The 16,058-nt window shown below is 57.8% G+C and carries 8 protein-coding genes; 5 read left to right on the top strand and 3 right to left on the bottom strand.

The window, feature by feature from the left end; all coding sequences use genetic code 11:
- The first annotated feature begins 166 nt into the window (after positions 1 to 166).
- From RBB76_RS03365 to RBB76_RS03375, 3 genes are all read left to right on the top strand, one after another.
- The gene (locus tag RBB76_RS03365) at positions 167 to 529 is read left to right on the top strand and encodes a hypothetical protein (protein ID WP_429628827.1); all 363 of its coding nucleotides are present in this window, start codon (positions 167 to 169) and stop codon (positions 527 to 529) included.
- A 63-nt stretch (positions 530 to 592) separates the two neighbouring features.
- Positions 593 to 1,348, top strand: coding sequence for a response regulator transcription factor (locus RBB76_RS03370; protein ID WP_433963556.1), 756 nt, complete (start codon positions 593 to 595; stop codon positions 1,346 to 1,348).
- Positions 1,345 to 2,736: a sensor histidine kinase gene (locus tag RBB76_RS03375; RefSeq protein ID WP_429628824.1), complete on the top strand. Its 1,392-nt coding sequence runs from the start codon at positions 1,345 to 1,347 to the stop codon at positions 2,734 to 2,736. The genes RBB76_RS03370 and RBB76_RS03375 overlap by 4 nt, the downstream gene beginning before the upstream one ends.
- Before the next feature lie 30 nt (positions 2,737 to 2,766).
- On the opposite strand, the gene RBB76_RS03380 is transcribed toward RBB76_RS03375, so the two are convergent.
- Entirely contained in the window at positions 2,767 to 3,294 is a 528-nt protein-coding gene (locus RBB76_RS03380; protein ID WP_429628823.1) for an SRPBCC family protein, read from the bottom strand.
- 250 nt (positions 3,295 to 3,544) lie between these two features.
- Between RBB76_RS03380 and RBB76_RS03385 the strand changes: the two genes are divergently transcribed.
- Together RBB76_RS03385 and RBB76_RS03390 are read left to right on the top strand one after the other, a co-directional pair.
- Positions 3,545 to 4,132: a PEP-CTERM sorting domain-containing protein gene (locus RBB76_RS03385; RefSeq protein ID WP_429628822.1), complete on the top strand. Its 588-nt coding sequence runs from the start codon at positions 3,545 to 3,547 to the stop codon at positions 4,130 to 4,132.
- Positions 4,133 to 4,620: 488 nt separating this feature from the next.
- Entirely contained in the window at positions 4,621 to 5,208 is a 588-nt protein-coding gene (locus RBB76_RS03390; RefSeq protein WP_429628821.1) for a hypothetical protein, read from the top strand.
- Between the two features lie 1,378 nt (positions 5,209 to 6,586).
- On the opposite strand, the gene rpoC is transcribed toward RBB76_RS03390, so the two are convergent.
- Positions 6,587 to 10,777, bottom strand: a complete 4,191-nt coding sequence (gene rpoC / locus RBB76_RS03395) for a DNA-directed RNA polymerase subunit beta' (protein ID WP_429628820.1) — start codon at positions 10,775 to 10,777, stop codon at positions 6,587 to 6,589.
- Between the two features lie 197 nt (positions 10,778 to 10,974).
- Positions 10,975 to 15,462 carry a DNA-directed RNA polymerase subunit beta gene (rpoB, locus tag RBB76_RS03400; RefSeq protein ID WP_429628819.1) on the bottom strand — a complete coding sequence of 1,496 codons (4,488 nt, stop codon included), beginning with the start codon at positions 15,460 to 15,462 and terminating at the stop codon, positions 10,975 to 10,977.
- Positions 15,463 to 16,058 lie beyond the last annotated feature (596 nt).

Genomic DNA, 16,058 nt, shown 5'->3' on the forward strand with positions numbered 1-16,058 from the left:
CTTGACTGCGATAGAAGGATTGTTGGTTTGATGTTCGTTGTCAAGCCTTTGTCGAAGTCGGGGCCGATCGCCCTGGACCCAAATTAAGACTTCTTATGATTCGCGGGCGACCACCGATGCTTCAATCAACTTAGCTGCCAGCTAGCTGGAGCAAAGAGGGGGAAACATGAAAAAGCTATTGATCACAATCCTGGCCATGGGTTCATTCGCGAGCGTCTCGTATGCCGCTGGAAAGCACTCCACCAGCATCACGCTGTATGACAAGGTCTATGTGGGTAGCCACCTGCTGGTTCCGGGCGACTACTCGGTCAAGTGGGCGGACGGCTCGAATGAGTTGCTCATCACTGGAAATAAAACTAACTTCTCGGTGCCGATGACCACCGCAGCGGCCCCGGCTGGTCCGCTTGCTCTCTCCGTCGATCACGAGGGAGATAAGTCTGTGCTTCGAGGCTTGAAAGTACAGTCGACAAGCATCACAATTGTAGATTCAGATTCTAAGCAGAGCTCCAACACGAACTCTGCTCAGTAGTGACGTTATGACAAGTCGATTCAGAGAGGACGAAGCCGCGGCGGCGCGGGGGATTCGCGCATGATGAGCTCAGCCGTAGGCTCGTCCTCATCCTCTGAGTCGCGGCCGTCTTTACTTCTTGTTGACGATGACGTTGAGCTCTGCCGTTTGATGCGGCTCTATCTCAACCGCGCCGGATACCAACTGACCTGTAGCGTCGATGGGCGGGATGGCGTGGCACAGGCGCTATCGGGTGCCTACGACCTGATGTTGCTTGATGTCACCCTCCCGCTTCTCGATGGGTTCGAGGTCCTGCGTCAAACGCGCCGCACCAGCAGCATTCCCACGATCATGCTGACCTCCAGAAGCCTGTCAGCCGATCGGCTCAATGGCTTCGACAAAGGAGCGGATGATTACCTCTGCAAGCCCTTCGAGCCCGAAGAGCTCGTTGCCAGAATTCGCGCTGTCCTTCGACGTTCCCAGACTCCTAAACAAGAGGCTGGCTGGCAGAGCTTTGGAGCCATCCGCATCTCTGAATCAAGCCGCCAGGTGCTGAGCGCCAATGTAGAGGTCGACCTCACAACCGTTGAGTTCGACCTGCTCCTTATGTTGAGCCGGGCTGGCGGCCGCGTGGTGAAGCGCGATGCCCTGACGATAGCGATACAGGAGCGCAAACCCAGTTTCTTCGATCGAAGCCTGGACGTACACATCAGCCACTTACGCGCCAAGCTTGGACGGGCCGGAGCAGGAATTCAGACGGTGCGCGGAGTTGGATACCTGCTGGCCACCGGAGATCCCGCAGCCATGCGACCCGCTACCACCGAAGAGTACGTACGATGATGCGCTCGCTCTCCACTGCGGTTAGCATTGGCTGCCTCTTCGTTCTGGTTATTTGTTTACTGCTTGCACACGGCTTCTTCGACAAGATGGACCGGGTCAGCATCGAGCCTGTCTTTCATACCATGGACCGCATCGAGTTGCAGGACGCGCGTTCGGCGCTCGAAAACGGCGGGCTTCCCGCTTTGCGGACGTATCTTGCCCGGCTTGATGCCGACTTCGGGGGCACACACCTTCTGCTCGATCGCTCTGGAAGAGATGTTGAAAATGGCGTCAGCCACTTCGACTTACTTCCGCCCGCGCCGCTGACACATGCGCGTGGCGAACATCATGGCGTCTTTGATATCGAACAGCAATCCGACGACGGAGCCTACTGGTTCATTGCCACCAAGCCAATCCAATCGAGACCTGTATCCTTCGTTTCGTTCTATCTGCTCATCATAGGCATCGTGCTTAGCCTGGGTGCGCTTTGCACCGGCTATATCGTACTTCCCTTACGTCGGACGGCGGCGATTGTCGGGAGTTTCGGCGTCGGCAATATGGGAGTGCGGATACGAGCAACACGCAAGGACGAGATCGGTATCTTGGCTCGCTCGTATGACTCGATGGCGGATCGCATTGAGGGTGCGTTCAAAAGGGAGCGGCAGCTGTTGCAGGACCTCTCTCACGAACTACGCGCTCCACTAGCCAGACTGAGCTTTTCCACGAAGTTGGCCCGGACTGCGGAAGATCAACAAGAGGCCCTGGACGAGGTGAAGCGGGATCTGGATCGTCTCGGCTTCCTCGTCTCGGAGTTGACTGCGCTTAGCATCAGTCCGCTGGGCGGAGGCGAGGACGACAGGCAGAACACGCTGATGGATCTGGAGACGATGGTTGCCGAATCGGTTCACGATTGCAGGTTGGAGTCGACGGCAAAGCAGTGCTCGATTGCGTGCACCGGCTCGGCGCCAGAGCTTATTCTCGGTCGCCCAGAGGATCTGAAACGAGCCATCGACAATGTTCTACGGAACGCCGTCCGCTATTCGCCACACGGCGCGACGATCGAAGTTGTTCTCAAGCAAAGCGCAGAGTGGTCCACTATCTCGGTGCGCGACTTCGGACCAGGCGTGCCGAAGGATCTACTCGATCGAATCTTTGATCCGTTCTTTCAGGTGGAGCCTGCCCGCTCGGCGTCACAAACCAACCTGGGTCTGGGGCTGTGCATTGCGAGACGAGCGATTGAATCGCATCATGGGGTCATCAGTGCCATGAATGCATCGCCTGGCCTCCGCATCTCGCTTGCTGTGCCAAATCAGTTGCGCTCAACGGGACAGAAGAACGAAGTGCGAGACGTAAGCGGTGCGAGAACCTATGTCCAAGAGCGGGAAGTTGGAGCTTCAGCTGACAGGTGAAGCGCGGCATTAAGCTTCGGGGCATTCACCCTAGTGTTCGGCAGCGGATTTCAGGTTAGCTAAGCCTTTGTCGAAGTCGGGGCCGATCACCTTGTCCATGGAGGTGAAGACGCTCATCACTTTGCCTGGAAAGAATCTAATCGGGCCGTTCATGATCCAATTGACGCGCGTGCCGGAGCCTTGCGGTTCAAGCACGAAATCGGCGGTATTTTGGCTCTCAAAGGGTTTGAGGAAGTCGAGTTCGATGGTGGTCTTTGTGGGTTCGGTGGCGAGAATCTCCATGCGGCCCTTGCCTACTTTGCTGTTCCCTTCCCATTCGTAGACGGAGCCGACGCCACTGGGTGGGCCTGAGTAAGTGGTCTTCATAATGGGATCGAGGTGCGCCCAGGGCGACCAGGTGTTCCATTGGTGAAAGTCGTTGATGAGGGCGGCGATCTTCTCGGGCGGAGCGGCGATGGTGGTGGAGCGCTCGACTCGGAAGGTGCTCGGCTTGGTGGACGCGAGAAGAAGAACTGCAGCGACAGCCAGAACAATGATGAGGCCAATGGTTTTGAACATGATGGCTCCTGGGAGTGAGCCGCCAGTATAGAAGTGAAAGATGGTCCGCGCCAGGGCAGAAGCCCCCCTCACCGGATACGCGCAAGACCCGTGCCAACGCATGGGAGCTATCCCGTTCGTAGATGTCTCTGCTACATGGCATTGCGAGGCTGTAACCAGCTATTTATCAGAAACATGCAAATTCTTTCCACTTGCACAGGGAGCGGGGTTGGTCTAACATTTGTCCTCTCGAGGGATTGAGGAGGCGTTCATGCGTCGATACCTTTGTCTTCTGTGTCTAGTGCTCTTTGGCGGTTGCGTGGCGGCCCAGGCCGATCCTCTTGTGACGGTCACGATCAACTACAACTACCACAACGGCGACGACACGGGCTCGACCACTTTCTCGTTCGATCCCAACCAGGTGTTCTTCTATCTCCAACCGTATTACTACGGTGATTTTCTGTACCCACTCATACAGGCGCCCGACTTTCCAGATGGGGGGCCCAGCTTCGACACAGTAGATTTCTTTGGCGGCTCGCTAGCGTTCACCAACTTTGAACCAAATTTCCAGTACGTTTTCGAAATCGACGGGACCTGCCAGAATATTCCCCTAGTCGCCGGAACCGGGGCGGTGCCTACCTTTACGACAATGAGCTGCGACGGGGGTAGCGGCGTTCGCGATAATCTCGGCGGCGGAGATCCCTTTGCGGTGGTCAATGGAGTCAACTCGCTCGACTACGTGGTGACGGGAGATGCGACCACACCTGAGCCCTCAAGCTTTATTCTGCTTGGTACCGGCCTCGTCGGTCTTTTTCAAATCGGCCGCAGTCGCATGCGAGGTGCGCGTAGAGCTTCATAACCGATTCTCGCTTCGCGCGAGTGTCCCCTCATGCGAAAACCTATGTATGGGCCACCCGACTCTCCGCTGTTGGGCGAGTAAGTTTTTCCTTTTTTTTCTGGCGTGGTGGAGTTCGTGTTTTGCGGGGGGTTTCGCGAAAAACGTGGTGCAGAACGTGGTTTTTTGATGGTGGAATCGTGGTGGAATGCTGGTGAAAGATGGTCAGAAAACGACGTCAAATCGGCTACGAAAAATACGCCACTTTTTTAGATTTATTTTTGGGCTTTCCCGTTTTGGGAAAGCGCGGGACCATTCTAGACGCTCTGGTTCGGACGATTTACATCCCACCCTTCGCAAAGGGCACGAAGGATGGAGGCGAAACAGTAAGACTAAGTGTGGGCTACTCGCCCTCCCACGATCAGGTCATTTCGACTATTGAGATTGATGGATAGACTCCACTTGCAACTAGCGAGTCATGTTGAACCCAATACCCCGAAATAAGGAACCTGGTGACCCTCTTTCGCTTCACTACATTGCTCTCTTTGCTGCTTCTCCTGGTTCCGAAACAGAATGCCATTGCGCAAACATCAATCTACGGATCGGTCGCGCTCGTCAATTACGACTTCGAAAATAACAACACCTCCGCAGCGAAGAGTGACACGGCTGGGTTCGTCGGCGGAGTATTCTACAACTTCCCAATACAGAGTCGCCTGACCGCGGGAGTGGATGTCCGCGGCTCCTTCGGTGTTGGCTCTCGTGGAGGAGCCTTGGCGGCTGCTGCTCTTCGAATCGGGTTCGTGCCGGAACGCGTCGTGCTTCGGCCTTATTTCCAGCTTGGGGGCGGAGTCGTTACGTCGACCTTCAATATTAACGAGATTACCGGGCCTGCAACTCAAGGCTTGTCCCAACACCTCACTCGATTTACCAGCGGTGGCGTGGAGTTCGCAGGCGGTCTTGATATTCGCCTGAGTGACTCCTTCGATCTTCGGGCCGTCGAATTAGGAGCGGTCGCGGGTGCTTCAAATCAAGGTGTTGGTTCCGCGTTCTTGGATGCAGGCCTCGTATATCATCTCCACAAACGCTCCCACAAGCTCTGAAGTTGTATCGGTAGTCGATCGCTGTACCTGTCCAAACGAATGTTTAAGACGGTTCGCGCGTAGCGCGAATGCCCACTCATGCGATGAGACCGCATGAATGGGGCACCCGGCAAAGTGCGCGAAGGATAGAGCACCCGATCATTTGTGATTGGTTGAAATGATGAAACTAAAGGTGCGCCACCCAGCAGTTCAAATTGGGCCCAAGGATGACGCGGCTAGTTCGCGGCTTTCGCATTTCCAGCACTGTCAAATGTAACGATGTGCGGTCCAATACCGTCGTTATAGGTTATGTAAAACGAGTAATTGCAAAGAGTATCTTCTTGGTGGTTCAAATTGTGTTCATCAATATCAATCGAAAAGTGAATATCTCGTGGAACGTTTGGGCCGATGGTCCCCAAATCGCCCTTTGGGCCATGCTCAGTCAGTGAACCACAGAAGACCGAAACGTTAGTTGCGGTACCTCTGCCTAGGTTCGTAAGACGCCAGTCTTTTAACCTCAGATCGTTCTGATTTTCTCGATTCGTCAGTTTCTGAACTGTAAATTGAGCCTGTCGTTCTAACTCGAGTTGTGATTCCCCTACGTTCGCTTGTCGAGTGCCATTCCGGACACTAAGGTACGTCATTAAGAGCGTTGCCACTGTGACAGCGCTGCTAATCTTCCAATGTTTCCTCAACCATTGCAACAATGAAAGATGTATCGGTGATGCAGATGCTGAGAGCTGTCGGGGTGTCGATTGGCTTTCGTGTCCAGTGATATTGTCGTTACCTCGAGCGATGAACATGCCCTCTCGGGGCGATCCGCTTACCGCAAAACGTTTGGCAAATAGATCGATGACCCCCCTAAACAAAATTTGATGGATCTCTTCCTTGGATCTCACTCGAACGTACGAAAACGAAGAAGGTAGAAGATATTTCTCTCCAACTGCTTCTGCTCTTTTAAAAAGTCGTACATGACTCGATCACATCTGAATCGACCCAAAGTGTTAGCTGCGTACATTTGCTATACATTTCGTGAGGCAAAGAGTTAAGGTCGTCCATCCCATGGAAATTGTGGGACACTCCGTCCCCCAACTCGAACGTCCCATTCACCAACTCAAGATTTAGATTTAGCTTTGCTAATGCTTCTAAGAAAACTGCCATGCTCTCTGCACTGATTTCGACCGACTTTTCGAAGTAGAGCGACTTTTCGTATGTGAGTGTGGCCATAGGTTTAAGGTGACAACAGAATAGCAGCGCCCATTCCGTCCCCATCATGTTTAATCAGTCAGCATTGGAACTCTGCTAGAGCATGAAAGACGGGCGGACTCTTTCGAGTCCGCCCGTCTTTGTTGCCGTAGTTTAAGGTTTCACGCGAAGCGTCGAGGACGGTACGAAGTACTTACTCGGCGGCTAGTTCTTCTTGTTCGCCTTCCATGCGCATCTGCTCTAGTTCGCGCTCTTCGGCTTCGATGGCGGATGCCACTTCCTGCTGGACCTGGGCTGCCGCTTCTTCGAGCTCTGGGGAGAGCTGGACGTTGCGGTAGTACTCCATGCCGGTTCCGGCGGGGATGAGGCGGCCTACGATGACGTTTTCCTTGAGGCCACGGAGCGTGTCGATGGAGCCGTTGATGCTGGCTTCAGTGAGTACGCGAGTGGTCTCCTGGAAGCTGGCGGCCGAGATGAAGCTGTCGGTCGAGAGCGACGCCTTGGTGATGCCGAGCAGGAGCGAACGGCCGATGGCAGGCTTGCCGCCGGACATCAACACGCGCTGGTTCTCGGCGTTGAAGCGGAAGCGGTCGGTCTGCTGATCGACGAGGAAGCTGGTGTCACCGACTTCTTCGATCTTGACCCAGCGAAGCATCTGACGAACGATGGTTTCGATGTGCTTGTCGGAGATGGTAACGCCCTGGAGCCGGTAGACTTCCTGGATTTCGTTGACGAGGTACTGCTGCAGTGCGCGCTCGCCGAGAACTTCCAGAATGTCGTGCGGGTTGCGAGGACCGTCGATGAGTGCATCACCGGCACGGAGGCGTTCGCCTTCCTGCACGTTGACGTACGTACCGCGGGGAACGCTGTACTCCTCTTCCTGACCGTTGTCCGCTGTGACGTAGACCTTACGCTGACCCTTGGAGACTTCACCGAAGCGAACGACACCATCGATCTTGCTGATGATTGCCGGGTCGCGTGGCTTGCGGGCCTCGAAGAGTTCGACGACGCGTGGGAGACCACCGGTGATGTCCTTGGTACGCGTTGTTTCGCGTGGGATCTTGGCAAGGATATCGCCGGGGAAGATCTCGTCGCCGTCGGCCACCATGAGGTGAGCGCGTGAAGGCATGAGGTAACGCTTGTTGCCCTGAGCGGACTTGATGATGATGGCGGGCTGACGCTTCTCATCGGAGGAGTCGGCAACGACGAGACGGCTGAGGCCGGTGACTTCGTCGACTTCTTCGTTGAGGGTGACGCCTTCCTGGAGGTCCTTGAACTGGACGGTTCCAGCGATCTCGGTGAGGAGGGAGAAGGTGTAGGGATCCCACTCGCCGAGACGCGTGCCCTGCTGTACCTGTGTGCCTTCTTCGACCTTGAGCTTGGCGCCGTAGACGACGGCGTAACGCTCCTTCTCGCGGCCCTTGTCATCGACGATGGCAAGAGAGCCGTTGCGGTTGAAGGCGACCAGGCCGCCGTCCTTGCTGCGAACGGTGACGAGGTTGATGAAGCGGACCGTACCTGCATTCTTCGCTTCAAGGTGAGAAGCGTCGGATACACGGCTCGCCGTACCGCCGATGTGGAAGGTACGCATGGTGAGCTGAGTACCGGGCTCGCCGATGGACTGCGCCGCGATGACGCCGACGGCTTCGCCCATCTCCACCATCTTGCCGGAGCCGAGGTTACGGCCGTAGCAGAGGATGCAGACGCCACGCTTGGATTCGCAGGTGAGCACCGAGCGAATCTTGACGCGCTCGATACCTGCGGCCTGAATGGCGTTGGCGAGATCTTCGTCGATCTCCTGGTTGATGTCGACGATGGTCTTGCCCTCGAAGTCCTTGAGCTTCTCGAGCGAGACGCGGCCGATGATGCGGTCGCGAAGGGGCTCGATGGTCTCGCCGGCTTCGATGATGGGGGTGACGTAGATTCCTTCGACGGTGCCGCAGTCGTTGTGCGAGATGATGACATCCTGCGCAACGTCGACCAGACGGCGGGTGAGATAACCCGAGTCGGCGGTCTTGAGTGCGGTATCGGCGAGGCCCTTACGTGCGCCGTGCGTCGAGATGAAGTATTGCAGCACGGTGAGACCTTCGCGGAAGTTCGCCGTGATGGGGGTTTCGATGATTTCGCCGGAGGGCTTGGCCATCAAACCACGCATGCCTGAGAGCTGGCGGATCTGCTGTTTGGATCCACGAGCACCGGAGTCGGCCATGATGTAGATCGGATTCATGGCTCCTTCCTTGTCGGCACGCTTCATGTTGTTGAACATCTCGTCGGCGACGCGCTCGGTGACTCCCGACCACATCTGGATGACCTTGTTGGAGCGCTCACCGTTGGTGATGGCTCCGTCGAGGTACTGTTGCTGCATGGCGAGAACCTGCTTTTCGGCATCGCCCACGACGGTGTACTTGGAGTCGGGGATGACCATGTCGTCGAGCCCGACCGAGAGGCCGGAGCGCGTGGCATAGGTGAAGCCGAGATCCTTGACGCGGTCGAGCGTCTTGACGGTGACTTCGAGGCCGAGGTTCAGGTAGCAGTAGTTGATGAGCTGGCCGATACCCTTCTTCTTGAGCAGGCCGTTGACGTACGGCATGCCCTCGGGGAGCGCATCGTTGAGGATGGCGCGGCCGACGGTCGTGTTGATGTACTGCTTGTTGAACTCGACCGGCTCGGTGTGAGTGAGGTCCTGATCGTCGTACGCGGTGGTCATGTCGAGGACAGGGCCGGTGTAGCGCAGACGGATCGGGGTGAGAGTCTCGACCTGCTTCGCTTCGAGGGCCATGAAGACCTCTTCGATGTTGGCGAAGACGCGGCCTTCACCTTTGGCATTAACCTTCGCCTTGGTGAGGTAGTAGAGGCCGAGGACGAGGTCCTGCGTCGGGACGGTGATGGGCTGGCCGCTGGCGGGCGAGAGGATGTTGTGCGAAGCGAGCATGAGTACGCTGGCTTCGATCTGGGCCTCAGGCGAGAGCGGGATGTGAACGGCCATCTGGTCGCCGTCGAAGTCCGCGTTGAAGGCGGTGCAGACGAGCGGATGGATCTTGATCGCCTTACCTTCAACGAGCACGGGCTCGAAGGCCTGGATGCCGAGACGGTGAAGCGTCGGAGCGCGGTTCAGAAGAACCGGGTGATCCTTGATGACCTCTTCGAGGATGTCCCAGACGATGGGCTCCTGCATTTCGACCATCTCTTTGGCCTGCTTGATGGTGGTGCAGTGGCCGGTCTGCTCGAGGCGGTGATAGATGAAGGGCTTGAAGAGCTCGAGCGCCATCTTCTTGGGAAGACCGCACTGGTGCAGCTTCAACTCGGGACCAACGACGATGACCGAACGGCCGGAGTAGTCGACGCGCTTGCCGAGGAGGTTCTGACGGAAGCGGCCCTGCTTGCCCTTGAGGGTGTCGGAGAGCGACTTCAGCGGACGGTTGTTCGCGCCGCGAAGGACGCGGCCACGGCGGCCGTTGTCGAACAGAGCATCGACAGCCTCCTGCAGCATGCGCTTCTCGTTGCGGACGATGACCTCAGGAGCGTGCAGGTCCATCAGCTTCTTGAGGCGGTTGTTACGGTTGATCACGCGGCGATACAGGTCGTTCAGGTCGGATGTGGCGAAGCGGCCGCCGTCGAGCGGAACGAGGGGACGAAGCTCTGGCGGGATCACGGGGATCACGTCGAGAATCATCCACTGGGGCAGGTTGTCGGACTTGCGAAAAGCCTCGACGATCTTGAGACGCTTGGAGTACTTCAGCTTCTTCTGCAGCGAGGTTTCGGTCTTCATACGCTCGCGCAGCTCGATGGAGAGCTCGGCGATCTCGACGCGCTTGAGGAGTTCCTTGATGGCCTCGGCGCCCATCATGGCCTTGAAGCCGGAGGGGCGGTACTGCTGATCGAGTTCGCGGAAGCGAGTCTCGTCCTTGATGACTTCGCGCTCCTTCACCGGGGCGTCGCCTGGATCGACGACGACGTAGGACTCGAAGTAGAGAACGGCCTCGAGCTCACGCAGGCTGATGTCGAGCAGGTGACCGATACGCGAGGGCAAGCCCTTGAAGAACCAGACGTGCGAGCAGGGGCTGGCAAGCTCGATGTGACCGAGGCGTTCGCGGCGAACCTTCGAGAGAGTGACTTCCACGCCGCACTTGTCGCAGATGACGCCGCGATGCTTCATGCGCTTGTACTTGCCGCAGAGGCACTCCCAGTCAGTGATGGGTCCGAAGATGCGTGCGCAGAAGAGGCCGTCGCGCTCGGGCTTGAAGGTGCGGTAGTTGATGGTTTCTGGCTTGGTGACCTCGCCGTGCGACCAGCTGCGGATCTTCTCGGGGCTGGCGAGCTGGATCTTGATGGCGTCGAAGTCGGCGATGGGTCCGGTCAGTTCAAATGGGCTGGAGCGAAACATATTTGACGTCTCCGTATGCAGTGTCTGGCGTTTTTTGCGCCTTGCTGCTGGTTACTGCTGCTTTACTTCTGCTGGGCGGTGGGTGGTTAGGTCCGTCGCCTGCTTCAATTTGTTGCTCTCCCCTTTGGCCGGCCCTTCGTGAATGTTGAGCGTGAGCCTCATTCAGAAGGACCGTGCCTGGGGTGGAGCGGTATCGACTAATCTGCTGCGGCGATGGCTGGCAGCGGCTGCTTCTTCTGGTCGGCCTGTTTGATCAGTTCGACGTCGAGGCAGAGAGACTGCAGTTCGCGGATAAGAACGTTGAACGACTCAGGTACACCCGGCTCGATGGCAGCTTCGCCCTTGACGATGGCTTCGTAGATCTTGGTACGGCCGAAGACGTCGTCGGACTTGGCGGTGAGGAGCTCCTGCAGGATGTAGGCAGCGCCGTAAGCTTCAAGGGCCCAGACCTCCATCTCACCGAAGCGCTGTCCGCCGAACTGCGCCTTACCGCCCAGCGGCTGCTGGGTGATGAGCGAGTACGGTCCGATGGAACGAGCGTGGATCTTGTCATCGACAAGGTGCGACAGCTTGAGCATGTAGATGTAGCCGACGGTGGCAGGCTGCTCGAATGGTTCGCCGAGCATGCCATCGTAGAGCTGCGACTTGCCCGAGCTGGGAAGACCAGCGGCCTTGAGGAGCGCCTTGATCTCGGTCTCGCGTGCGCCGTCGAAGACTGCCGTGCCGAACCAGATACCACGCTTCATGCCGGCGGCAACGCGCAGGGTCTGCTCGTCGTCGAGGTCAAGAAGCTGGTTGAGTGCGGCGGTACCGGCGAAGCGCGCCTTGAAGAGCTCGCGGACTTCGTTGGCCGACTGCATGGTTGCAGCGAGTTCGGCGACCTGCTTGCCAAGCTCGTGCGCAGCCCAGCCAAGGTGCGTCTCGAGGATCTGACCGACGTTCATACGCGAAGGCACACCGAGCGGGTTGAGGACAATCTCCACCGGGGTTCCATCGGGCAGGTACGGCATGTCTTCCTCAGGGAGGATTCGTGCGATAACACCTTTGTTACCGTGGCGGCCGGCCATCTTGTCACCGACAGAGAGCTTGCGCTTCATGGCGATGTAGACCTTGACCATCTTGATGACACCGGGCGAGAGTTCGTCGCCCTTCTGCATCTTGCCGATCTTCTCGTTGGTGATCTTGCGGAGAACGTCGATCTGGCGTGAGGTCATCTCCTCGATCTCATCGATCTGCTCGTTGACGCGGGGGTCCTTGTCGGCGTAGCGGATGCGCTTGAGGTTACGAGTGCTGATGAGCTCGATGGTGTCGCGGTCGAGGATATCGCCCTTGTTGAGCAGCTTCTTGTTGGTGCGCTCGTCGTGCAGGTCGGCGAGAACTTCCTTCGCACCGAGGATGGCTTCGAGACGCTTGAGGCGCTCGTCGGTGAGAATACGAATCTCGTCGGCGAGGTTGCGCTCGAGCTTCTCGATCATCTCCTGCTCGATCTGCTTGGCGCGTTCGTCCTTCTCCTGACCCTTGCGGGAGAAGATGCGGACGTCGACGACGGTGCCTTCGATACCCGGAGGGCACGTAAGCGAAGCGTCGCGAACATCACCGGCCTTTTCGCCGAAGATGGCGCGGAGGAGCTTCTCTTCCGGCGTCAGTTGCGTTTCACCCTTCGGCGTTACCTTGCCGACGAGGATGTCGTTGTGACCGATCTTTGCGCCGATGCGGATGATGCCCGAGTCGTCGAGATCGCGGAGTGCGTGCTCGCTGACGTTGGGGATATCGCGCGTGATCTCTTCCGGCCCAAGCTTCGTGTCGCGGGCTTCGATCTCGAACTCCTCGATGTGGATCGAGGTGTAGTAGTCCTCGCGGACCAGCTTCTCCGAGATGAGGATCGCGTCCTCGAAGTTGTAACCACGCCACGGCATGAAGGCGACCAGAACGTTACGGCCGAGGCCGAGTTCGCCCTGCTCGGTGCAAGGACCGTCGGCGATAACCTGACCCTTGACCACACGATCACCCTTGCGAACGATCGGCTTCTGGTTGATGCAGGTGTTCTGGTTGGAGCGCTTGAACTTCGTGAGCTGATAGATGTCCGAACCAACCTCACGCGAGAGCTGCGTGGGGTGATGCTCGCCTTCTACGCGCACGATGATGCGTTCGGAGTCGACCGAGTCGATGATGCCGTTACGCTTGGCCAGAATGACGGCGCCGGAGTCACGGGCGGTGACGCCTTCCATACCGGTACCGACGAACGGAGCCTCAGCAACAAGCAGAGGAACCGACTGCCGTTGCATGTTGGCGCCCATCAGCGCGCGGTTGGCGTCGTCGTGCTCAAGGAACGGGACTAGAGATGCCGCTACAGACACCAGCTGCTTCGGCGAGACGTCGACATAGTCCACTTCGGACTTGTTTACTAGGACGAAGTTGCCCTGACGACGGGCGTCGACGACATCCTGCACGATGTTCAACTTCTCATCGAGCTCGATGTTCGCCTGCGCGATCGTGTGACGATCTTCTTCCCAGGCCGAAAGGTAAAAGCTAAAGGGAGCAAGGTCCATGGTGCGCTTGCCAGCCTTCTTCAACTCTGCATTCTTGGCACGGGCCTCTTCGATCTCGAGGTAGTCACCCTGACGCAGACCAGACTCGCCGGCATTCGAGACGGAGACGTAGTCGAGCGCACGGCCATCCTTCACGCGGCGATACGGCGACTCGATGAAGCCGTACTCGTTGATGCGCGCAAAGCAGGAGAGCGACGAGATAAGACCGATGTTCGGGCCTTCCGGCGTCTCAATCGGGCAGATGCGGCCGTAGTGAGTGGGGTGCACGTCGCGGACTTCGAAGCCAGCGCGCTCACGCGACAGACCACCGGGCCCAAGGGCGGAGAGGCGACGCTTGTGCGTGATCTCCGACAGGGGGTTGGTCTGGTCCATGAACTGCGAGAGCTGCGAGGAGCCGAAGAACTCACGAATCGCGGCCATCACTGGCTTGGCGTTGATAAGGTCGTGCGGCATCGCGGTCGACATCTCCTGGTAGACCGACATCTTTTCCTTGATGGCGCGCTCCATACGGACGAGGCCGATGCGGAACTGGTTCTCCATCAGCTCACCGACGGCGCGAACGCGGCGGTTGCCAAGGTGATCGATGTCGTCGACTACGCCAATGTTCTTGCGCAGCTTGAGGAGGTAGCGGATCGTGCCGTAGAAGTCCTCAGGCGTGAGCGTGCGGTTGTCGAGGCCAGAGGGATCCTGGTTCTCGTACAGCTTGATGTTGAACTTCAAGCGGCCGACGCGAGAGAAATCGTACTTACGCGGATCGAAGAACATGCCTTCGAAGAGCGCAGTTGCGGTGTCGAGCGTCGGTGGGTCGCCGGGACGCAGCTTGCGGTAGATCTCGATGAGAGCTTCCTCAGGCTTGCGCACGGAGTCGCGGCGAAGGGTGTTGGTGATGATGTTGCCCACGTCGTCGCGCTCGGGGAAGAAGACCTCGATGCTGGTGACGCCCGACTGGATGATCTTGTGCAGCTTGTCGGCGGTCAGCTCCTGGTTGGCTTCGTAGAGAAGCTCGCCGGTGGTGAGATCGACGACATCGGAGGCAGTCATCGCGCCATCGAACTCGCTGGTCTCAACTTCGACCGATTCGATCTTGTGAGTGCGTAGACCCTTCACGGTGTGAGCGGAGATCTTGCGTGTGGCAGGAGCGATCTCTTCACCCTTGACGGTGATGGCATGGGCCGGACGCGTGCCCTGGAGGTTGCTGAGCTGGCCTTCAGGAACGACCTTCCAGTGCAGCTTGCCGTCGGCGACGTTGATGGTGTCGACGGTGTAGAACGTCTTGAGGATCTCCTCGTCGGTACGCAGGCCGAGCGCGCGCAGGAAGATGGTGCCGAGGAACTTGCGCTTGCGGTCGATGCGGACGTAGAGAGTGTTCTTCTGGTCGTATTCGAACTCGACCCAGCTGCCGCGGTACGGAATGATCTTGCCGAGGAAGTAGGTGCGGTTGTTCGCGGTCTCGAAGAAGACGCCGGGCGAGCGGTGAAGCTGCGAGACGATGACGCGCTCAGTTCCGTTGACGATGAAGGTGCCGTTCTGCGACATGAGCGGAATGTCGCCGAAGAACACTTCCTGCTCCTTCATGTCACGCAGGCTCTTGACGCCGGTCTCGGGGTCCTTGTCGTAGATCTTCAGACGGATGGTGACCTTGAGAGGAGCCGAGTAGGTCATGCCACGCTCTTCGCACTCTGCCTGGTCGTACTTCAGCTGCAGGCCGACGGGGTCGCCGCACTTGGTGCAGAAGTCAGGGGTGTTCTTGTTGTAGGTTCCGCAGAAGTTACAGAGAACGTCGCCCGGATGAAAGGGGTCGGTGATGACCATGTGGCCGCAGTTGGTGCAGGCCGTGCGCAGGTGGTTGAGACCCTTGAGGTAGCCGCACTTGCACTCCCAGTTGCCGATCGAGAAGTCAACGAACTCGAGCTCGGAGACGTTGCGGAAGTCGGTGATGGGGAAGACGGAGGTGAAGACGGACTGCAGGCCGTTGTCTTCGCGTTCCTGCGGGAGCTTGTCCATCTGCAGGAAGCGCTCGTAGCTGCGGCGCTGAACTTCAATGAGGTTGGGAATCTGGATGGATGTGGGGATCTTGGAAAAATCAAGACGGCTTCGGATCGCGCGCATTTCGCTGTTGTTGGACTCGCCAGACATGCTCTCTCCTGAAAACTGACCGTCGAGGCCTCCCGAGTGCGTCTGCCGGCATCGTATTGCTGGCTTCACTCGTTAGGGGAGGGCTTCGGTCAGGCCCTCCGGGTTTGCTTCTGATCGCGCAGTTTTTAACTTCTTCGGTTCTTGCTGTCCTCGATGGCAGCGAGCCCCGTGCGCAAAATGTCTTGCCGTAATGGTCCGCGGCTCGGATAAAACTTAAAACTTTTACTACCTGCGGGCGTTCGAAGCTGCTATAAAGAACGCGTGCAGAATGCTACTTGCCCCTTGTGGGACGGGGACGCTCGTAAACACGGCAAAGCGCTCGCAGGGACAGCATGCCCCATGAGCGCAAAGGTCGACTTGTGCACTGTTTCTCTATAGGTGGTATTAATGCCTGCCGCCATTGAGGTTCGCCTACCCCAAAGTTGTGCCGCTCGCATGTTTCTTATTGCACTATGCGCATCCGCCGCTCGAAGCGTATAGTGGCCGGTTCCTTAGCCTGTGTGAAGACAGGATGATCCGGAGACAACCGAAGTTTTGTACTGGATACCGCAGTCCGCCAAGGAGCACGCCGAGGCGGAACGAATTTTCTCTAACCT

The sequence above is a fragment of the Tunturiibacter psychrotolerans genome, assembly GCF_051013365.1.
In the GTDB taxonomy this organism is placed as follows: Bacteria; Acidobacteriota; Terriglobia; order Terriglobales; family Acidobacteriaceae; genus Edaphobacter; species Edaphobacter psychrotolerans_A.